The organism is Bradyrhizobium sp. Ses1 (assembly GCF_059512365.1).
Map to the genome: position 1 here is coordinate 23,216 of NZ_JCAMOQ010000042.1, position 19,090 is coordinate 42,305.

A 19,090-nucleotide genomic window follows, 5' to 3' on the forward strand; every position below is an offset into this window, starting at 1 on the left:
TTTTCGGAAACGGACGCCGCTTTGCACGGGGCGCCACCTTCCGGGTCCGGACCATGCTCTGGCCAATTCGGCCTCATTCGCCATATAAGGCAGGCATAAATTGGGAAATTCCATGAGCGCGCTCGCCAACCACGCATTCGCCAAGATGAACGGTATCGGCAATGAGATCGTCGTGGTCGACATGCGTGATTCGAAGGCTCAGGTAGCGCCGGAGGACGCCCGCGCGGTGGCCGCCCCGGCCGGCGTGCCTTACGACCAGCTCATGGTGCTGCAGCCGCCGCGGCTGCAGGGGACGGAAGCCTTTATCAAGATCTACAACAATGATGGCTCGGAAGCCGGCGCCTGCGGCAATGGCATGCGCTGCGTGGTGCGCCGGGTGTTCGAGAAGACCGGGCAGACCGCCGCCACCTTCGAGACCCGGGCGGGGCTGCTCAATTGCTGGCAGGGCCCGGCGCCCGATCTTTACACCGTCGACATGGGCACGCCGAAATTCGGCTGGCAGGACATTCCGCTGGCCGAGGAGTTTCGCGACACCCGTTATATCGAATTGCAGATCGGACCGATCGATGCGCCGATCCTGCATTCGCCCTCGGTCGTCAGCATGGGCAATCCGCACGCGATCTTCTGGGTCGAAGACGTCAACGCCTATGACCTTTCCCGCTTCGGGCCGCTTCTGGAAAATCATCCGATCTTTCCGGAGCGCGCCAACATCACGCTCGCCCATATCGTCGATGCCGACCACATCACGATCCGGACCTGGGAACGCGGGGCGGGCCTGACCAAGGCGTGCGGCTCGGCCGCCTGCGCGACCGCGGTGGCGGCGGCGCGGCTGAAGCGCGCCAGTCGTACCGTCGAGATCACGCTGCCCGGAGGCAAGCTCAATATCGAATGGCGCGAGCGCGACGACCACGTGCTGATGACGGGGACGGCAACCTTCGAATATGAAGGCCGCTTCGATCCTGCGCTGTTCGCCAGCGCCAGCGTCACCTGAGATGACCGTCGACGTCATCACCTTCGGCTGTCGCCTGAATGCGTTCGAATCGGAGCTGATCCGGCACGAGGCTGACAACGCCGGCCTTGCCGACACCATCGTCATCAATAGCTGCGCGGTTACCAATGAGGCGGTGGCGCAGGCGCGCCAATCGATCCGCCGGTTGAAGCGCGAGCGCCCCGAAGCGCGCATCGTCGTCACCGGCTGCGCGGCGCAGACCCAAGCGCAGATGTTCGCTGACATGGCCGAAGTCGATCGCGTCATCGGCAATGATGAGAAGACGCGAAGCGCAGCCTGGCACGATGCACGCGCGGTGTTCGATGCGGGCCTTGGTGTGGCGGCGAGCGAGAAGATCGCGGTCGCCGATATCATGGCGGTCAGGGAAATGGCGCCGCATCTGCTGGAAGGTTTTCAGAAGGGCCTGCCGCGGGTGTTCGTGCAGGTGCAGAACGGCTGCGACCATCGCTGCACCTTCTGCATCATCCCGTTCGGCCGCGGCAATTCGCGTTCGGTACCGATGGGCGCGGTGGTCGATCAGGTGCGTGCGCTGGTCGAACGCGGCCATGTCGAGATCGTACTGACGGGCGTTGACCTCACGAGCTATGGCGCCGACCTGCCGGGCACGCCCAAGCTTGGCACATTGACGCGGCAGATCCTGAAGCACGTGCCGGAGTTGCAGCGCCTGCGCATTTCCTCGATCGATTCCATCGAGGCTGACCGCGACCTGCTCGATGTCATCGCTGACGATAACAGGCTGATGCCGCATCTGCATCTGTCGCTGCAGTCCGGTGACGATCTGATCCTGAAGCGGATGAAGCGGCGGCACTCGCGTCAGGACGCGATCGAGTTCTGCGCGCAGGTACGGCGGCTGCGGCCGGATATGGCGTTGGGCGCCGACATCATCGCAGGCTTCCCGACCGAGACGGAAGAGATGTTTGCGCGCTCGCAGGATCTGGTCGCGGAATGCGATCTTACTTTCCTGCATGTGTTTCCGTATTCCAAGCGCCCCGGCACGCCGGCGGCACGGATGCCGCAGGTGGCAGGCGGAGAGATCAAGGAACGTGCGCGACGACTGCGCGCCGTGGGCGACGCGGCGTTGCGCAAGCGGCTTGCCGCCGAAGTCGGCGCGACGCGTCAGGTCCTGATCGAGAGTGACAGGCAAGGCCGCACGGAGCACTTTTTGCCGGTCGCGATCAGAGGCGAAACGCCGGGCGCGGTGCGGGCGCTTGCGATCAGTGGCCACGATGGTGCGAGGCTGACCATCTAGTTCTCCGTCATGCCCGGGCTTGTCCCGGGCATCCACGTCTTGCTTTTCTCAAGCGGCACGACGTGGATGGCCGGGACAAGCCCGGCCATGACGAGCTCGGGGCTACTCGCTACTCCCCATTCCACCCGCACGCCCGCAGTCGCTCATGCATGTGCTCGGGCGCCGGCGCGATCACGCGCACCGGGTCCTTGTTCTTCGAGATCGGGATCACCAATTCGCGCGAGTGCAGATGCAGGCGCGGCTCGCCGAAGCGCGGGCCGTTGCCGTAGATGTTGTCGCCAAAGATCGGCCAGCCCATGGCGGAAGCGTGCACGCGCAATTGATGGGTGCGGCCGGTGACCGGTTCCATCGCGAGCCAGGCAAGACTGTCGCCGCGGCCGAGCACCTTCCAGTTTGTCACGGCCTTTTGACCTTCCGGGTCCGGCTTCTGCCACCAGCCGCGTTCGGCGTTCTTGCGGCCGAGCGGCAGATCGATCGTGCCTTGCTCTTCGGCAGGTCCGCCTTCGACCACGGCCCAATATGTCTTTGATATCTTGCCGTGCTTGAACAACAGGCCAAGCGAGGCGGTCGCCTTGCGATGCCGCCCAAGGACGAGGCAGCCCGAGGTGTCCCGGTCCAGCCGATGGGCGAGCACCGGCGGCCGCGGCAGGCCGAAACGCAGCGCGTCGAACGAGGCTTCCAGGTTGGCGCCGCCTTTTGGGCCACGATGCACCGGAATTCCGGCCGGTTTGTCGATCACCAGCATCAGGCCATCGCGATGGAGCACGCGGGCCTCGATTTCCGCCGGCGTCAATTGTGGAACATCGTTCACGCGTCGAGACTTTCGTTTGCGGGGCGAAACGGCTAACACACCCGTGCCATGAACGATACCACTGCACCCAAACTGAGCTGGTGGAAGCGGCTCTCCAACGGGCTGAAGCGGACCTCGAGTTCGATCGGCACTGCCGTTGCCGGCCTCGTCACCAAGCGCAAGCTCGACCGCGCCATGCTCGATGATATCGAGGATGTGCTGCTGCGCGCCGATCTCGGCACCGATGTCGCCGTGCGTATCGCGGACGCCGTCGGCGCCGGACGCTATGACAAGGAGATCTCCGCCGACGAGGTCAAGGCCGTGGTCGCAACCGAGGTCGAGAAGGTGCTGGCGCCGGTGGCCCAGCCGCTCGAGATCGATGCGGCGAAAAAACCATTCGTCGTCCTCGTGGTCGGCGTCAACGGCTCCGGCAAGACCACGACCATCGGCAAGCTCGCGGCGAAGTTTTCCGCCGAAGGCCGCAAGGTAATGCTGGCCGCCGGTGACACCTTCCGGGCCGCCGCGATCGAGCAGCTCAAGATCTGGGGCGAACGGACGAAATCTCCCGTCATCGCCGGCGCGCAGGGGTCGGATTCCGCAAGCCTCGCCTTCAATGCGCTCAGCGCGGCCAGGGAGCAGAAGCTCGACGTGCTGCTGATCGATACCGCCGGCCGGCTGCAGAACAAAGCCGAATTGATGAACGAGCTCGAAAAGGTCGTGCGCGTGATCCGGAAGGTCGATGCCACGGCGCCGCATGCGGTGCTGCTGGTCCTCGACGCCACGGTGGGACAAAATGCGCTGTCGCAGGTCGAGGCCTTTCACCGTACTGCTGGCGTCACCGGCCTCGTGATGACGAAACTGGACGGCACCGCGCGGGGCGGCATTCTGGTGGCGCTGTCGGAGAAACACAAATTGCCGGTGCACTTCATCGGGGTCGGCGAAGGCGTCGATGATCTTGCCCCCTTCACCGCGCGTGATTTCGCCAGGGCGATCGCAGGGATCGAGTAGTAATGGACAAGAAAGCACCGCATCCTCTGTTCAAGCTCGCAACCGAGCTTGGTCCGCTGCTCATCTTCTTCTTCGTCAATGCCAAGTCGAACCTGTTCATCGCCACCGGCGTATTCATGGTGGCCGTGGTGATTGCGATCATCGCGGCTTACCTCGTGACGCGGCATGTGCCCTTGATGGCGATCGTCACGGCGGTGGTTGTCGTCGTGTTCGGCACGCTGACGCTGATCCTGCACGATGAGACCTTCATCAAGATGAAGCCTACCATCGTCTACACGCTGTTCGCCGCGATTTTGGGCGGCGGCCTGCTGTTCGGCCGCTCCTTCATCGCGATCATGTTCGACCAGATGTTCAACCTCACCCCGCACGGCTGGCGCATCCTCACCTTCCGCTGGGCATTGTGGTTCCTGGCGATGGCCGTGGTGAACGAGATCGTCTGGCGCACCCAGACCACCGATTTCTGGGTCACCTTCAAGGTGTTCGGCATGGTGCCGCTGACGATGCTGTTTGCCGTCACCCAGATGCCGCTGATCAAGCGCTACCAGCTCGAGCCGGTCTCGCTGGAGCGGAGCGAGGCGGAGGCCGGGGACGTCAGCAAGGGGTAGTCTTTCCGCCCGTCATTCCGGGGCACGCGTAGCGTGAGCCCGGAATCCATTTTGCCATTTGCGCTCGCGGGCCAATGGATTCCGGGCTCGTGCTACGCACGCCCCGGAATGACGGAGAAAACTACGTCCCGGCCTTCAGCGCCTTCTCGATCTCGACTTTGAGCACGCTGTCGAAATTCTGCGGCGTCACCGGTCCGACCATCTTGTAGACGATGGTGCCCTCGCGTCCGACGATGAAGGTCTCGGGCACGCCATAGACGCCCCATTCGATCGAAGCGCGGCCGTTGGCATCGACGCCGACGATGCTGAACGGATTGCCGTAGCGGCCGAGGAAGCGGCGGGCGTTGTCGGGCGCATCCTTGTAGTTGATGCCGACGAGCTGCAGCCGGTTGTCCTTGGCGAGCTCGGTCAAGAGCGGCGCTTCGTCATGGCACGGCACGCACCAGGACGCCCAGACATTGACGAGGCTGACCTTGCCCTTGAAGGCGGCGGGATCGAGTCCGGGCACCTGCGCGCCATCTCTGGTCAACCCTTCGAGCGCGGGCAGCGCGGTTTGCGGCGCCGGCCGGCCGATCAGTGCCGATGGAATCCTCGAGGGATCGCCGCCATAGAGCCGCAGCAGGAATAGCGCGGCGAGGGCGGCAAAGACCACCAGCGGCAGCGCCACCAGCCAGCGCCGGCTCCGCGGCGCGGTTTCGGCAATGGGTTCGCTCATGAGATCTTTTCGGAAAACCGATTTCCCCTTTTCCGGATCATGCTCTAGATCTCCGCCGCGCTGCGCCCGGAGCGCCTGACAATGCCGCTGGCCTCGAGTTCGCGCAGCCGCGCCGTCTGCTGGCGGTAGTCGAGAAAGATCCAGACGATCAGCAGCACCACCACGGCTGCTACCAGCCCGTAGGATGTCGCAATGAAGGAGGCGTAGGGGCCGAGCGCTGCCATCATGCCGCCTTTTGATTGGCCTGCATCATCTGCAGGCTGCGCACCCTGCGGCGCAGGATTTCGTTCCGCATCGCCGCCAGGTGCAGCGTGATGAACAGCAGCGAGAATGCGACCGCCATCACCAGGAGCGGAATCAGGAAGGCATTATCCAGCGTCGGCCCGCCCATCCGGATCACGGATGCCGGCTGGTGCAGCGTGTTCCACCAGTCGACCGAGAACTTGATGATTGGGATGTTGATCGCGCCGACCAGCGTCAGCACCGCAGCGGCGCGCGCCGCGCGCGAGGGATCCTCCACCGCGCGCCACAGCGCGATCAGGCCGAGATACATCAAAAACAGGATCAGGACCGAGGTGAGCCGGGCGTCCCATTCCCAATAGGTCCCCCACATCGGCCGGCCCCATAGCGAGCCGGTGACGAGGGCGAGGAAGGTGAAGGCGGCGCCGATCGGGGCTGCAGCCTTTGCCGCGACGTCAGCGAGCGGATGTCGCCAGACCAGCGTGCCGAGCGAGGCGATGCTCATGATGCCCCAGACGAACATCGACAGCCACGCGTTCGGCACGTGGATGAACATGATCTTGACTGTCGCGCCCTGCTGGTAATCGTCCGGCGCCATCGCGGACTGGTAGAGCCCGATCAGCAGCAGGATCGCGGTCGCGCCCGCCAGCCACGGCAGCACGCGCGCGGTCAGCGCGAGGAATTTCGTGGGGTTGGCAAGGTCGATCAGGCTCATGGCTTTCTCTGATAGTCGCGGCCGGCGTCGCAAGCAATTGGCCCAAAACCTCTCGTGAAGAGTTGATTGATCTCAATCCAGCCCATGCCGCAGGCTGGCGGCTGCGGCAAAAGGCCCGACCACGAAACTCACCAGCGACAGCGCGCACAGGATCGAGAACGGGGTTCCGAACGACAATGGGCCCGTGATCGCGGCTTGCGAGGCCGCGACGCCGAAAATCAGCACCGGAATCGATAGCGGCAGCACGAGCACGGCCAGCAGCAGCCCGCCGCGGTGCAACGTGACGGCAAGCGCCGCCCCGATCATGCCGGTGAAGGTGAGCGCGGGGGTTCCCGCCAGCAGCGTCAGCGCCACCGCCAAGGTCGCGGTGCCATCGAGATTGAGCAGCAGCCCGAGCACGGGCGTCGCCACGATCAGCGGCAGGCCGGCGGCGAGCCAATGCGCCAGCGCCTTCGCCGCGCAGGCGAGTTCCAGAGGCGTCCGGCTCATCACGATGAGATCCAGCGAGCCGTCCTCGTGGTCGGCCATGAACAGCCGGTCGAGCGTCAGAAGGCTCGCCAGCAGCGCGCCGAGCCAGAGGATCGCGGGTCCCAGCCGCGTCAGCAGCGCCAGGTCCGGCCCGACCGCGAACGGCATCAGCACGGTGACGGTGAGGAAGAACAACACGCCGATCAGCGCGCCGCCGCCGACGCGCAGCGCAATCCGGATGTCGCGCCGAATCAGTGCCGAGAGCCCGGTCATGACGCGGCCCCCATGCGCATTTCCCTGACGTCGATGCCGAGCGGGGTATGGGTCGCGGCGATCAGGATGCCGCCGCCTGCGAGATGATCGCGCATCAAACCCACGAAGAGGTCCTGGCCTTTGGTGTCGAGCGCGGAGGTCGGTTCGTCCAGCAGCCAGACCGGCCGCCGCGCGACCAGCAGCCGCGCGATCGAAAGCCGTCGGCGCTGGCCAGCGGAGAGGTAGGCGGCGGGCAGATGGGTCGCATGGTCAAGACCGACGGAGGCGAGGCATCGGCCGGCGTCATCCGATTCGCCGCCGAGAAAATCCCGCCAGAAGGAAAGATTTTCGAGCACGCTTAAGCCCGGCTTCAGCGCGTCGCGATGGCCGAGATAGTGCGCCTGCTCGGCCACCGTCAGTTCGGCCTCGCCGCCATCGAGCGTGATCGAGCCGTCCGACGGCATTAAAAGGCCGGCGATCACGCGCAACAGCGAGGTCTTGCCCGAGCCATTGGGGCCGGTGATGGCAAGCGCTTCGCCCGATGATGCTGCAAAGCCTAATCCGGAAAACACTTCGCGGCCGCCCCGCACGCATCGCAAGTTTTGTCCTGAGAGCCGCATCATGCCCTTCACGGCCCTCTAGATCTGCTCAAGCACGATCGCCGCGCAGACGCTTCGCGTTTGTCGCGGGGAAAACCGGTCCCCACTTTTTCGGATCATGCTCAAAGAAATCTTTCGCTAGCCGTTGAGAATTTTTGGGTGGCGCAAGGCTGTGGCGCGCTCGTCGGTGTGGCGGCGCTTCTAGAAAGATTCTATAAGCCCCGGAACTTGATGCAGCACACCATCGGCCTCCGCAAGCCGGAAGCCGACCTCGCCGCTGCCGGTATAAAAATACCCTTGCCGGGTATAACGGAATAAGTGGGATTTCCTCGCATGACCTCGCTCGACAGCTTCAAATGCCGCAAGACCCTGAAGGTCGGTGGCAAGACCTACGTCTATTACAGCCTGCCTACGGCAGAGAAGAACGGTCTGAAGGGCATTTCGAAGCTGCCATACTCGATGAAGGTGCTGCTTGAAAACCTTCTGCGCAACGAGGACGGCCGCACCGTCAAGAAGGAAGATATCGTCGCAGTCAGCAAATGGCTGAGGAAGCGCAAGCTCGAGCATGAAATCGCCTTCCGCCCCGCGCGCGTGCTGATGCAGGATTTCACGGGTGTTCCGGCTGTGGTCGATCTCGCGGCGATGCGCAACGCGATGCAGAATCTCGGCGGCGATGCGGAGAAGATCAACCCCCTGGTGCCGGTCGACCTCGTCATCGACCACTCCGTGATCGTCAACTTCTTCGGCGACAACAAGGCCTTCGCCAAGAATGTGGTCGAGGAATACAAGCAGAATCAGGAGCGTTACGAGTTCCTGAAATGGGGCCAGAAGGCATTCTCGAACTTCTCGGTGGTGCCGCCTGGTACCGGCATCTGCCACCAGGTCAATCTCGAATATCTGGCCCAGACGGTGTGGACCAAGAAGGAGAAGATGACGGTCGGCAAGAAGACCGGCACCTTCGAGGTCGCCTATCCCGATTCGCTTGTTGGTACTGATTCGCACACCACGATGGTTAACGGCCTTGCCGTGCTCGGCTGGGGCGTCGGCGGCATCGAGGCGGAAGCCTGCATGCTCGGCCAGCCCTTGTCGATGCTGCTGCCCGAAGTGGTCGGCTTCAAGCTCAAGGGACAGCTCAAGGAAGGTGTCACCGCGACCGACCTGGTGCTGACAGTGACGCAGATGCTGCGCAAGCAGGGCGTCGTCGGCAAGTTCGTCGAGTTCTTCGGCCCTGGCCTCGATTATCTTTCGGTCGCGGACAAGGCGACGATCGGCAACATGGCGCCGGAATATGGCGCGACCTGCGGCTTCTTCCCGGTGGACGCCGCGACCATCGATTATCTCAAGACCTCCGGCCGCAAGGCGGACCGTGTCGCGCTGGTCGCCGCCTATGCCAAGGCGCAGGGCCTGTTCCGCACGGCGAAATCGACCGATCCGGTGTTCACGGAAAAGCTGATTCTCGATCTCAAGGATGTCGTGCCGTCGATGGCCGGGCCGAAGCGCCCAGAGGGCCGCGTCGCCCTTCCTGCGGTCGCGACCGGCTTCGCAACGGCGCTCGCCAGCGAATACAAGAAGGCCGATGATGCGGAGAAGCGCTATCAGGTCGAGGGCCGCAACTTCGATCTCGGCCATGGCGACGTCGTGATCGCGGCGATCACCTCCTGCACCAACACCTCCAATCCGAGCGTTCTGATCGGCGCCGGCCTTTTGGCACGCAACGCGGTTGCCAAGGGCCTGAAAGCGAAGCCTTGGGTGAAGACCTCGCTTGCCCCGGGTAGCCAGGTGGTGGCGGAATATCTCGCCAATTCCGGCCTGCAGGCCGATCTCGACAAGGTCGGCTTCAACCTGGTCGGCTTCGGCTGCACCACCTGCATCGGCAATTCCGGCCCGCTGCCGGAAGAGATTTCGAAATCGATCAACGACAACGGCATCGTCGCCGCCGCCGTGCTGTCGGGCAACCGCAACTTCGAGGGCCGCGTCAGTCCTGACGTGCAGGCGAACTATCTCGCCTCGCCGCCGCTGGTCGTAGCGCACGCGCTGGCGGGCACCGTGACCAAGGATCTCGCGGTCGAGCCGATCGGCGAGGGCAAGGACGGCAAGCCGGTCTACCTGAAGGACATCTGGCCGACCGCGAAGGAAATCAACGCCTTCATGAAGAAGTTCGTCACCGCGTCGATCTTCAAGAAGAAATACGCCGACGTGTTCAAGGGCGATACCAACTGGCGCAAGATCAAGACGGTCGAGAGCGAGACCTATCGCTGGAATATGAGCTCGACCTATGTGCAGAACCCGCCCTATTTCGAGGGCATGAAGAAGGAGCCCGAGCCGATCACCGACATCGTCGAGGCGCGGATCCTCGCCATGTTCGGCGACAAGATCACGACCGACCACATCTCGCCGGCCGGCTCGATCAAGCTGACGTCACCCGCCGGCAAATTCCTGAGCGAGCATCAGGTGCGCCCCGCCGACTTCAACCAGTACGGCACGCGGCGCGGCAATCATGAGGTCATGATGCGCGGCACCTTTGCCAACATCCGCATCAAGAACTTCATGCTCAAGGGCGCCGACGGCAATATTCCGGAAGGCGGAAACACCAAGCACTGGCCCGACGGCGAGCAGATGTCGATCTACGATGCCGCGATGAAGTACCAAGCGGAAGGCGTGCCGCTGGTGGTGTTCGCCGGCGCCGAGTACGGCAACGGCTCATCGCGCGACTGGGCGGCCAAGGGCACCCGCCTGCTCGGTGTTCGCGCGGTGATCTGCCAGAGCTTCGAGCGCATCCATCGCTCCAATCTGGTCGGCATGGGTGTGCTGCCACTCACCTTCGAGCCGGGCACGTCATGGCAGTCGCTCGGCATCAAGGGCGACGAGAAGGTCACGATTCGTGGCTTGCAGGGCGATTTGAAGCCCCGCCAGATGCTGACGGCGGACGTCACCTCCAGCGATGGCAAAGTGCAGCATGTCCCGCTGCTTTGCCGCATCGATACGCTCGATGAGCTCGATTATTATCGCAACGGCGGCATCCTGCACTACGTGTTGCGCAAGCTCGCGGCCTAACGCGGATTTGTGATCGGTGCCTCACTGCTACGTGAATGGCTAGGAAAATGCGGGCGGCCTATGAAAAAGGCCGCTTTCGCACGTCAGGGGCATGCTCTTCAGGGTCGTCTCTCATGCCCCGTACAAGTACGGATGGAAATCATCACGATCGGTTCTCAGTATGACAGCGATGATGGCCTATAATCGTCTTTCGCTTTGGTCCGGCGCGCTCAGTGTTTGCGCCATTATCGCGATCATCCGACCCGCCCACGCCGATCCGCGTGCGGTCGTCGAGCTCTTCACCTCACAGGGTTGTTCGTCCTGCCCGCCCGCCGACAAGATCATCGGCGAACTCGCCAAGGACCCGAATGTCATCGCGCTCAGCATGCCGATCGACTACTGGGATTATCTCGGCTGGAAGGACACGCTGGCTGATTCGCGCTTCAGCGCACGCCAGAAAGCCTATTCGCATGTGCGCGGCGACCGCGACGTCTATACGCCGCAAGTCATCGTTAACGGCTCGGCGAAGGTGATCGGCAGCGATCGCGTCGGCATCGAGACTGCGATCAAGGATACCGCGACCGAGGGCGTGATGTCGGTGCCGGTGACGATGTCGCTGTCCGGCAAGCAGATCAATGTCTCGGTGGCGGCGAGCAATGGGCCGCGCGTCAAGCATGGCGAAGTCTGGATTTGCTCGATCTCCAAGGCGGTGCCGATCTCGATCGGGCGCGGCGAGAATCGCGGGCAAGAGATCACCTACCACAACGTGGTGCGTAACCTGTTGAAGGTCGGCGACTGGAATGGCAGCGCGGGAAGCTGGACCGTGCCGATCGAGAACATCTCGCGTGAAGGCGTCGATGCCGCCGTCGTCTATGTCCAGGACGGCAATCGCGACAAGCCGGGCCCCATGCTCGGCGCGGCTATGACGCCGCTGCGGTAAGGTCTAAATCAAACCCGCCACATCCTGTCATTCCGAGCGCGCATCGCGCGAACCCGGAATCTCTCGCCATCAACCTCCAGTTTCCGGGTTCACGCTGTCGCGTGCCCGGAATGACGTGTCGTGAGGAACCCCCAAAAAAGAAAAGGACCAACTCTCGTTGGCCCAGTCAAAAGGGAGTTAACTCCCCTGCGAACAGGCCCGGTCCCGACGGCCCCGGGGGGCTGGGGGCTGAGGAATCCGGAACCGAAAGAACCGGGCCAACGCAGGATTTCCTTTTCGCAGGGCAGCGGGGCGGGCGGTGGGCGGAAGTGGGGCAGCAATAAGATTCTTTCTAACGATACTGTGACTCCTGGAAAATCTTCCCATTCGTCGCACGGCGGCTCTGAACCCTTGCGGCGCTGCCCGGTTAGCGCAATCATGTCAGCCGCATGACAGGAGGCGCTTGATGATATCGATATCGGAGGACAGCGAGCCAAGCGGGCTTCGCGCGGCGGCGCGGCCCGCCGCTGCCACCCCGCTACAGAACCGCGTGACGTTCAATCGTCTCGAACTCAATCGCATCCTCAATCTCTATGGTCGCATGGTCGCCGACGGCGAGTGGCGGGATTACGCCATCGACTTCCTGAAGGATCGCGCCGTGTTCTCGGTGTTCCGCCGCTCCTCCGAAGTCCCGATCTATCGAATCGAAAAGGACCCGCGGCTCGCCCGCAAGCAGGGCATGTACAGCGTGATCTCGGCGACCGGCCTGATCCTGCGCCGCGGCCATGAGCTGGAGCGCGTGCTGCTCGTGATCGACCGCAAGCTGGCGGTTGTTTAAGGCCGCGTCCATCATTCCGGGGCGCGAAGCGAACCCGGAATCTCGTGCGGCAATTGCGCTCTCACCAACCTCTGGATTCCGGGTTCGCGCTTACGCGGGCCCCGGAATGACGGAGAATTAACGCCGGCCCGGATCCTCGGTCGGTATCGTGGTCGCGCCGTCGCCGAGCGCGCGCTGCATCATCACCGTGTCGAGCCAGCGGCCGAATTTGAGGCCGACGCTCGGATGGGTTCCGATCAGCGTGAAGCCGGTCTTGAGGTGAACGCCAATTGAGCCGGCGTTGGCGGAGTCCCCGATCACCGCGATCATCTGCCGGTAGCCGCGCGCCTCGCATTCGCTGATCAGCCGCTGCAGCAGTTGCAGGCCGACGCCGCGGCGGTGGATCGAGGGATCCAGATAAATCGAATTCTCCACCGTGAAGCGATAGGCCGGACGCGGGCGGTAGGCGCCGGCATAGGCATAACCGACCACGCCTCCGTCAAGGGCGGCGATGAAATAGGGAAAGCCGCCATCCGTCAGCGCCCTGAAGCGGCGCGTCATCTCCGCGAGGTCCGGCGGGACCAGCTCGAACGTCGCGGTGCCGAAGCGCACCGCGTGCTCGTAAATTGCAGTGACGGAGGGAAGGTCGGCCTCGGTGGCGGGCCTGATCTCGACGGCGGACATGGCGGCAAGATAGCAGCAGGTTTCCCGGGAGCAACGCTCTCCTTATCTGTCATGGCCGGGCTTGACCCGGCCATCCACGCCTTTCTCGTCAATGGTGGATGCTCGGGAACGAGCCCGGGTAGGGGACTGAGTGCGCAAACGAAAAGCCCCGGCGGTGAGGCCGGGGCTTCGATCGTTGGTACTGCCGGAGGCGCTTAGTCGCGCTGTCCGAGGAGCTGCAGGAGCAGCGTGAACAGGTTGATGAAGTTCAGGTAGAGCGAGAGTGCGCCGGTAATCGCCGCACGCTCGGCAATCGCGCCACCCTGCGAGGCGTAGCCGTAGATGTAGTCGTTCTTCAGCCGTTGGGTATCCCAAGCGGTGAGGCCCGCGAACACCAGCACGCCGACCACCGAAACGATGAACTGCAGCGCCGAGCTCGCCAGGAACAGGTTGACCAGGCTGGCGATGATGATGCCGATCAGGCCCATGAACAGGAACGAGCCCATGCCGCTCATGTCACGCTTGGTGGTGTAGCCGTAGAGGCTGAGCGCACCAAAGGTCGCCGCGGTGATGAAGAACACCCGCACGATCGAGGTGTGCGTATACACCAGGAAGATCGACGACAGCGAGAGGCCCATCAGCGCCGAGAACACCCAGAACAGGAGCTGAGCAGTCGCGGGCTGCAGCCGGTTAATGCCGGCCGAGATCACGAACACCATCACCAGCGGTGCGAGGATGAACAGCCACTTCAGCGGGCTGACGAACATCGCATAGCCGAACTGCGTCAGATAGGCGTTGCCGAACTTTGCGACGGCTGCGGACGGATCCGCCGTCACCGCCGCCATATAGACGCCGAGCGCGGCCAGGCCCGTGATCGCGAGGCCGATCGACATGTAGTTGTAGATGCGCAGCATGTAGGCGCGCAGACCGGCGTCGACCGTCGCAGTGTCAATGCGACCGGCGGCCCGGCCGAAGGGAGAGGCATAGTTACGGTCTAGGTCCGACATGGTCGAATTCCCGTGGTTGTTCCGGTCGCAAGGGATTTGCGGGACCGAGTATAATCTATCTCAGATAGCGCGGCCTGCGGACATTAAAATCCGTGTCATCAAACCGCCCATCCGACCCAAGGCGTATGTGGGAAACTAACACAACCGCCGCAAGCTTCCACGCGCGGCTGAATGTCGCTCTGGCCTTTATTTCAAGGCAAAACCGGTATTAACCGAGCTCGTTCCCCGCTTCAAATTGTCACAAATTCCGCAACACGGCCGCGGGCTTCTGGTTCAGGGCGAGCAGCGTGCCGGCCAGCCCGAGCCCGACGGTGACGATCAGCGCCGCGACCACCACCGCCGCGGCGCTGCCGGCCTCCCAGACGAAACTCAGCGTCATCAGCCGGGTGACGATCAGCCAGGCGGCGATCGAGCCGGCGAACACGCCGAACAGCGCGGTGGCGAAGCCAATCATCAGATATTCGAGCGCATAGGCGCCCAGCAGGCGGGCGCGGGTGGCGCCGAGCGTCTTCAGGATCACCGCGTCATAGACGCGGTGGCGGTGGCCGGCGGCGAGCGCGCCGCCCAGCACCAGGATAGCCGAGATCAGCGTCACCGCGCTGGCGCCGCGGATCGCCAGCACGAGATTGGTGACGACGCTGCCGATGGTCTCCAGCGCCTCGCGGACCCGGACGCTCGTCACCATCGGGAAAGCGTCGGCGACCTGCTTGATGATGCGGGCGTCGTCGGAAGGGGACGGATGCGCCTCCGTCAGGGTCGCCACATGGCTGTGCGGGGCGCCCTTGAAGGCGTTGGGCGAAAACACCAGCACGAAATTGATGCCGAGCCCCTGCCAGTCGATGTTGCGGAGATTGGCGATCTTCGCCGAAATGTCGCGGCCGAGCACGTTGACGACGATCTCGTCGCCGATCTTGAGCCTCAGCCCGTCGGCGATCTTCTTCTCCATCGAGACCAGCGGCGGGCCGTGATAGTCGGCGCCCCACCATTCGCCCTCGACGACCTTCGAGCCTTTGGGAACCTCCCCGGTGTAGGTGAGGCCGCGGTCGCTCTGCAGCACCCATTCGGCGTCGACCGATGGTTTCAACTCGTCCGCCTTGACGCCGCGGGCGGCAACGATGCGCCCGCGCAGCATCGGCACGTCCTCGACCGTTCCGTCCGGCGTGGTTTGCTTCAGAAAAGCGCTGAACCGGTCGGCCTCGGTGGAGGGAATATCAATGAAAAAGAACGAGGGGGCGCGGTCGGGCAGGGCGGCGAGGAATTGCCGGCGCAGATTGCCGTCGATCTGGGTGATGGTCACGAGCACGGCGAGCCCGAGGCCGAGCGAAAGCACCACCGATGGCGTCAACGCGCCTGGCCGGTGGATGTTGGCGACCGCCAGCCGCACCATGGTGACGCGGCTACGCGGCAGCCGGCGCGCCAGCGCCATCAACCCGGCGGCGATCAAACGGAGCAGCACGAAGACTGCGATAGAGGAGGCGACGAACACGGCGGCGATGCGCTTGTCGTAGGAAAGTCCGACCGCAACCGCGATCAATAGCGCGATCACCGCGCCCATCAGCGCCAGATAGCTCCAGCGCGGCCGGTGCCATTCGCTGGCGACCGTATCGCGGAACAGCGCCGCGACCGGCACGTCGTGCACCCGGCCGAGCGGCCACAGCCCGAACGCGAGCGCGGTCAGGAGACCGTAGACGAACGACAATGCGAGTTCATCGGGATGCAGCGCCGGGATCACCGGCAGCGGCAGCAGCTTCCCGAACACGCCGACGATGACGAAGGGCAGGGCCGCGCCGAGCGCCAGCCCGATCACCGAGCCGATGGTGGCGAGCACGATCACCTGGGTCAGATAGATCGTGAAGACGTCGCGGCCGGTGGCGCCGAGCGCCTTGAAGGAGGCGATGACGTCGCGCCGACGGTCAATGTGGCTCTTGACGGCGTTGGCGACGCCGACGCCGCCGACCAGGAGCGCGGCGAGGCCGACCAGGGTCAGGAACTGAGTGAAGCGATTGATATTGCGTTCGAGTTGCGGCGAGGCGTTGTCGCGGCTGCGGATCTCCCAGCCGGCTTCGGGCAGCGCATTGCGCGCGCCATCGATGAACGTGGTGGTCGCGCGGTCGTCATTGGCGTTGGCCGGCAGCTTCACGCGGTAGACCCAGCGCACCAGGCTGCCGGGCTGCAGCAACCCGGTTGCGCGCAGGCCCGCCTCGCTGACAAGGAAGCGGGGGCCCAGGCCAACGCCGCCGACGAGCTTGTCCGGCTCGGCCTCGACCACGCTGCGGATCTGGAACGTCGCGCCGCCGATGCTGACGTCGTCACCGAGCTTCAGATCAAGCCGCGCCAGCAAGGTCGAATCGACGCCGGCGCCGAACACGCCGTTGCGTTCGGCGAAGAGGTCGGAGACCCGCATCTTCGGATTGAGCGTCAGTTCGCCGAGCAGCGGATAAGACCCGTCGACGGCCTTCAGCTCGACCAGCGCCAGAGTGCCCGCCGGATTGCGCGCCATCGCGCGCAGCGTTGCCCCGACTGAGACGTCGCCATGTGTGCGCAGGAACGCGATCTCGGCCGGCTTGGCCTCGCGCTGCATCAGGGAAAAGCTGACGTCGCCGCCAAGCAGCGTCCGGCCCTCGCGTGTAAGCCCTTCGCTCAAGCTCGCCGCCACCGAGCCGACGCCGGCGATGGCCATCACGCCGAGCGCGATGCAGGCGATGAAGACGTAGAAGCCGCGCAGGCCGCCGCGCAACTCGCGCAGCGCATAGCGGAGCGCAAGCGACGGTGCGCGGCTCGTCGTGGCAGCCTCGACAGCAATGCTCATGTTGCGGACTGTCCGTCGATCCGTCCCGAACGAAGCCGCACCACGCGGTCGCAGCGCTGCGCCAGCGAAGAGTCATGGGTGACGAGCACCAGCGTCATGCCGCGCTCGGCATGTTTGGTGAACAGGAGGTCTACGATCTGCTTGCCCGTTGCCTCATCGAGATTGCCGGTCGGCTCGTCCGCGACCAGGATCGCGGGATCGGGCGCCAGCGCACGCGCGAGCGCCACGCGCTGCTGCTCGCCGCCGGAGAGTTGCGTCGGATAGTGGTGCAGCCGGTGGCCGAGGCCGACCGATGTCAGTTCCACGGCGGCGCGCTCGGCGGCGTCGGGATTGCCGGCAAGTTCGAGCGGCACCGCGACATTTTCCAGCGCCGTCATGGTGGGGATCAGGTGGAACGACTGAAAGACGATACCGACCTGGCGGCCTCGGAAACGCGCCAGCGCGTCCTCGTCGAGCGTATTGAACGGCGTGCCATTGACTACCACCTCACCGCTGTCAGGACGTTCCAATCCCGCCATCACCATCAACAGCGTCGACTTGCCCGAGCCTGACGGCCCGATCAGTCCGATCGCTTCCCCCGATGCCACACGAAGGCTGATATCCTTCAGGATATGAACCCGGGCCGCACCGGTGCCGAGCGAGAGGTTGACGTTGGAAATGGAAACGGAGTCCGGCGCGACGCCGGAGAGCGAAGAGGATTCTATGAGACTGTCCATGGCTCGGTCATATGGCACTTCCGCCGCGCGGGTCGAGGGTCGGATTGCGACCCTCGTGCACATACTTGTGTTGATTGTGGCCTTGATGACGGCGGCTACGGCAACGGCACAGGGACAATCGGCCGGGGCGGCCAAACCGATCAAGATGGTGGTATTGGGCGATTCCTTGAGCGCCGGGCTTGGTCTTCCGGCCAATGCCGCGTTCCCCGCTAAACTGCAAAAGGCTTTGGAGACCAAGGGGATAAGGGTCGATATGATCAATGCCGGGGTGTCCGGCGATACCGCCTCCAGCGGCCGCGAGCGGCTCGATTGGTCGGTGCCCGAGGGAACCGACGCCGTCATCCTCGAACTCGGAGCCAACGACGCGCTGCGCGGCACCGATCCCGCGGTGACCCGTGCCGCTCTGTCCGACATCCTGTCGCGGCTGAAGGCGCGCGGCATAGCGGTGCTCATCTGTGGCATGCTTGCGCCGCCCAACTACGGAGGCGACTATGCGGCGCGCTTCAATGCGATCTATCCGGAGCTTTCGAAATCCTTCGGCGTGCCGCTTTACCCGTTCTTTCTTGAAGGTGTCGCGGCCGACGCCAAGCTCAACCAGGCCGACGGCATGCATCCGACCGCTGATGGCATCGACATCATCGTAAAAAATATGCTGCCCACCGTAGAGGCACTTGTTGGCACGATCTCCGGGCAGCGGAGTTGAAAAACAGGCAGTGGACAAGCCTGGCTTGCGGTTTCTCCGTAGGTTTACGAGCTGTTAATCTCGCCTGCTTCGCAGAGTCATATAAGTCGGGTACAAATAATCACCGGTGATTCGCTGCCGGGCTATTCTCAGCGAGGGCTCTTCGAGCTCACGCTCTGCATCGAGGATCTTGCGATGCCGCGTCTGTTCACTGGACTGGAAATCCCGGCCGAAATCGGCCAGACCCTTTCCAGCTTGCGTGGCGGCCTTCCCGGCGCACGCTGGATCGATCCCGAAAATTATCACGTCACCTTGCGCTTCATCGGCGATATCGACGGCGTCTCTGCCAACGAGATCGCGTCGATGTTGTTGCGGATCAACCGCAAGCCGTTCGAGGTCAAGCTGCAGGGGCTGTCGAGCTTTGGCGGACGCAAGCCGCGCGCCGTGGTTGCCTCCGTCGAGCCGAGCAAGCCGTTGATCGACCTGCAGGCCGAGCTTGAGCGGTTGATGCAGCGGATCGGGCTCGATCCGGAAGGGCGCAAATTCACGCCGCATGTCACGCTGGCGCGGTTGCATGACGCTTCGAGCCAGGACGTCGCCGACTATCTCTCGGTGCGCGGCTACTTCCCGAGCCGCACCTTCCTGGCTTCGCGCTTCGTGCTGTTCTCCTCGCGCGCCTCCACCGGCGGAGGACCCTATGTGGTCGAGGATTCATACGCGCTGAGCGCGTGAGCGCCGGTCAGGGCGTAGATGGCGACGTGGGGATTCCTCCGGGCCAACCACCGGGGCATGAC

19 protein-coding genes are annotated in these 19,090 nt (G+C 64.0%); 9 read left to right on the top strand and 10 right to left on the bottom strand.

The window, feature by feature from the left end; genetic code table 11:
• Positions 1–112 precede the first annotated feature (112 nt).
• Together dapF and mtaB are read left to right on the top strand one after the other, a co-directional pair.
• Positions 113–991: a diaminopimelate epimerase gene (gene dapF / locus AC5ZG5_RS33550; RefSeq protein ID WP_456645284.1), complete on the top strand. Its 879-nt coding sequence runs from the start codon at positions 113–115 to the stop codon at positions 989–991.
• Between the two features lies 1 nt (position 992).
• A complete protein-coding gene (mtaB, locus tag AC5ZG5_RS33555; protein ID WP_456645283.1) occupies positions 993–2,258 on the top strand; it encodes a tRNA (N(6)-L-threonylcarbamoyladenosine(37)-C(2))-methylthiotransferase MtaB in 1,266 nt (421 codons plus the stop codon).
• Between the two features lie 109 nt (positions 2,259–2,367).
• Here the strand turns inward: mtaB and AC5ZG5_RS33560 are convergent, their stop codons facing one another.
• Complete coding sequence (locus tag AC5ZG5_RS33560) at positions 2,368–3,069, bottom strand: RluA family pseudouridine synthase (protein ID WP_456645282.1); 702 nt, start codon at positions 3,067–3,069, stop codon at positions 2,368–2,370.
• A 48-nt stretch (positions 3,070–3,117) separates the two neighbouring features.
• Between AC5ZG5_RS33560 and ftsY the strand changes: the two genes are divergently transcribed.
• The gene (gene ftsY, locus AC5ZG5_RS33565) at positions 3,118–4,056 is read left to right on the top strand and encodes a signal recognition particle-docking protein FtsY (RefSeq protein WP_028166220.1); all 939 of its coding nucleotides are present in this window, start codon (positions 3,118–3,120) and stop codon (positions 4,054–4,056) included.
• Between the two features lie 2 nt (positions 4,057–4,058).
• The gene (locus AC5ZG5_RS33570; RefSeq protein WP_028166221.1) at positions 4,059–4,661 is read left to right on the top strand and encodes a septation protein A; all 603 of its coding nucleotides are present in this window, start codon (positions 4,059–4,061) and stop codon (positions 4,659–4,661) included.
• Between the two features lie 121 nt (positions 4,662–4,782).
• On the opposite strand, the gene AC5ZG5_RS33575 is transcribed toward AC5ZG5_RS33570, so the two are convergent.
• The 5 genes from AC5ZG5_RS33575 to ccmA form a co-directional block, all read right to left on the bottom strand.
• The gene (locus AC5ZG5_RS33575) at positions 4,783–5,376 is read right to left on the bottom strand and encodes a DsbE family thiol:disulfide interchange protein (RefSeq protein ID WP_130228362.1); all 594 of its coding nucleotides are present in this window, start codon (positions 5,374–5,376) and stop codon (positions 4,783–4,785) included.
• A 44-nt stretch (positions 5,377–5,420) separates the two neighbouring features.
• Positions 5,421–5,600, bottom strand: a complete 180-nt coding sequence (ccmD, locus tag AC5ZG5_RS33580; protein ID WP_409334867.1) for a heme exporter protein CcmD — start codon at positions 5,598–5,600, stop codon at positions 5,421–5,423.
• On the bottom strand, positions 5,600–6,331 hold the full coding sequence (locus tag AC5ZG5_RS33585; RefSeq protein WP_130228363.1) for a heme ABC transporter permease: 732 nt from the start codon (positions 6,329–6,331) through the stop codon (positions 5,600–5,602). Before AC5ZG5_RS33585 ends, ccmD begins: the two co-directional genes overlap by 1 nt.
• Positions 6,332–6,403: 72 nt before the next feature.
• Positions 6,404–7,072 (bottom strand): heme exporter protein CcmB, encoded by a 669-nt coding sequence (gene ccmB / locus AC5ZG5_RS33590; protein ID WP_456645280.1) that lies wholly within the window; start codon positions 7,070–7,072, stop codon positions 6,404–6,406.
• Positions 7,069–7,671 (bottom strand): heme ABC exporter ATP-binding protein CcmA, encoded by a 603-nt coding sequence (gene ccmA / locus AC5ZG5_RS33595; protein WP_456645307.1) that lies wholly within the window; start codon positions 7,669–7,671, stop codon positions 7,069–7,071. The genes ccmB and ccmA overlap by 4 nt, the downstream gene beginning before the upstream one ends.
• A 312-nt stretch (positions 7,672–7,983) precedes the next feature.
• Here ccmA and acnA point away from each other — a divergent pair, with 312 nt between their 5' ends.
• The 3 genes from acnA to AC5ZG5_RS33610 all read left to right on the top strand — a co-directional run bounded on the left by acnA (position 7,984) and on the right by AC5ZG5_RS33610 (position 12,440).
• Complete coding sequence (gene acnA, locus AC5ZG5_RS33600) at positions 7,984–10,704, top strand: aconitate hydratase AcnA (RefSeq protein ID WP_456645279.1); 2,721 nt, start codon at positions 7,984–7,986, stop codon at positions 10,702–10,704.
• Between the two features lie 160 nt (positions 10,705–10,864).
• Entirely contained in the window at positions 10,865–11,623 is a 759-nt protein-coding gene (locus AC5ZG5_RS33605) for a DUF1223 domain-containing protein (protein ID WP_028166228.1), read from the top strand.
• 445 nt (positions 11,624–12,068) lie between these two features.
• Complete coding sequence (locus tag AC5ZG5_RS33610) at positions 12,069–12,440, top strand: DUF2794 domain-containing protein (protein WP_456645278.1); 372 nt, start codon at positions 12,069–12,071, stop codon at positions 12,438–12,440.
• Positions 12,441–12,557: 117 nt separating this feature from the next.
• Here AC5ZG5_RS33610 and AC5ZG5_RS33615 read toward each other — a convergent pair whose 3' ends face one another.
• From AC5ZG5_RS33615 to AC5ZG5_RS33630, 4 genes are all read right to left on the bottom strand, one after another.
• Positions 12,558–13,103, bottom strand: a complete 546-nt coding sequence (locus AC5ZG5_RS33615; protein WP_456645277.1) for a GNAT family N-acetyltransferase — start codon at positions 13,101–13,103, stop codon at positions 12,558–12,560.
• A 194-nt stretch (positions 13,104–13,297) separates the two neighbouring features.
• Positions 13,298–14,089, bottom strand: a complete 792-nt coding sequence (locus tag AC5ZG5_RS33620; protein ID WP_028166231.1) for a Bax inhibitor-1/YccA family protein — start codon at positions 14,087–14,089, stop codon at positions 13,298–13,300.
• Positions 14,090–14,327: 238 nt separating this feature from the next.
• On the bottom strand, positions 14,328–16,898 hold the full coding sequence (locus AC5ZG5_RS33625; protein WP_456645276.1) for an ABC transporter permease: 2,571 nt from the start codon (positions 16,896–16,898) through the stop codon (positions 14,328–14,330).
• Positions 16,895–17,614, bottom strand: coding sequence for an ABC transporter ATP-binding protein (locus tag AC5ZG5_RS33630; RefSeq protein WP_456645275.1), 720 nt, complete (start codon positions 17,612–17,614; stop codon positions 16,895–16,897). The genes AC5ZG5_RS33625 and AC5ZG5_RS33630 overlap by 4 nt, the downstream gene beginning before the upstream one ends.
• A gap of 55 nt (positions 17,615–17,669) precedes the next feature.
• Between AC5ZG5_RS33630 and AC5ZG5_RS33635 the strand changes: the two genes are divergently transcribed.
• Positions 17,670–18,317 carry an arylesterase gene (locus AC5ZG5_RS33635; RefSeq protein WP_456645306.1) on the top strand — a complete coding sequence of 216 codons (648 nt, stop codon included), beginning with the start codon at positions 17,670–17,672 and terminating at the stop codon, positions 18,315–18,317.
• A gap of 174 nt (positions 18,318–18,491) precedes the next feature.
• Positions 18,492–19,028: an RNA 2',3'-cyclic phosphodiesterase gene (gene thpR, locus AC5ZG5_RS33640; protein ID WP_130228370.1), complete on the top strand. Its 537-nt coding sequence runs from the start codon at positions 18,492–18,494 to the stop codon at positions 19,026–19,028.
• Positions 19,029–19,090 lie beyond the last annotated feature (62 nt).

Excerpts from the sequence above, each read along its gene's own strand:
- dapF (WP_456645284.1), top strand. The coding sequence starts at position 113 with ATGAGCGCGCTCGCCAACCACGCATTCGCCAAGATGAACGGTATCGGC.
- mtaB (WP_456645283.1), top strand. The coding sequence starts at position 993 with ATGACCGTCGACGTCATCACCTTCGGCTGTCGCCTGAATGCGTTCGAA.
- ftsY (WP_028166220.1), top strand. The coding sequence starts at position 3,118 with ATGAACGATACCACTGCACCCAAACTGAGCTGGTGGAAGCGGCTCTCC.
- AC5ZG5_RS33570 (WP_028166221.1), top strand. The coding sequence starts at position 4,059 with ATGGACAAGAAAGCACCGCATCCTCTGTTCAAGCTCGCAACCGAGCTT.
- AC5ZG5_RS33575 (WP_130228362.1), bottom strand. The coding sequence starts at position 5,376 with ATGAGCGAACCCATTGCCGAAACCGCGCCGCGGAGCCGGCGCTGGCTG.
- ccmD (WP_409334867.1), bottom strand. The coding sequence starts at position 5,600 with ATGGCAGCGCTCGGCCCCTACGCCTCCTTCATTGCGACATCCTACGGG.
- AC5ZG5_RS33585 (WP_130228363.1), bottom strand. The coding sequence starts at position 6,331 with ATGAGCCTGATCGACCTTGCCAACCCCACGAAATTCCTCGCGCTGACC.
- ccmB (WP_456645280.1), bottom strand. The coding sequence starts at position 7,072 with ATGACCGGGCTCTCGGCACTGATTCGGCGCGACATCCGGATTGCGCTG.
- ccmA (WP_456645307.1), bottom strand. The coding sequence starts at position 7,671 with ATGCGGCTCTCAGGACAAAACTTGCGATGCGTGCGGGGCGGCCGCGAA.
- acnA (WP_456645279.1), top strand. The coding sequence starts at position 7,984 with ATGACCTCGCTCGACAGCTTCAAATGCCGCAAGACCCTGAAGGTCGGT.
- AC5ZG5_RS33605 (WP_028166228.1), top strand. The coding sequence starts at position 10,865 with ATGACAGCGATGATGGCCTATAATCGTCTTTCGCTTTGGTCCGGCGCG.
- AC5ZG5_RS33610 (WP_456645278.1), top strand. The coding sequence starts at position 12,069 with ATGATATCGATATCGGAGGACAGCGAGCCAAGCGGGCTTCGCGCGGCG.
- AC5ZG5_RS33615 (WP_456645277.1), bottom strand. The coding sequence starts at position 13,103 with ATGTCCGCCGTCGAGATCAGGCCCGCCACCGAGGCCGACCTTCCCTCC.
- AC5ZG5_RS33620 (WP_028166231.1), bottom strand. The coding sequence starts at position 14,089 with ATGTCGGACCTAGACCGTAACTATGCCTCTCCCTTCGGCCGGGCCGCC.
- AC5ZG5_RS33625 (WP_456645276.1), bottom strand. The coding sequence starts at position 16,898 with ATGAGCATTGCTGTCGAGGCTGCCACGACGAGCCGCGCACCGTCGCTT.
- AC5ZG5_RS33630 (WP_456645275.1), bottom strand. The coding sequence starts at position 17,614 with ATGGACAGTCTCATAGAATCCTCTTCGCTCTCCGGCGTCGCGCCGGAC.
- thpR (WP_130228370.1), top strand. The coding sequence starts at position 18,492 with ATGCCGCGTCTGTTCACTGGACTGGAAATCCCGGCCGAAATCGGCCAG.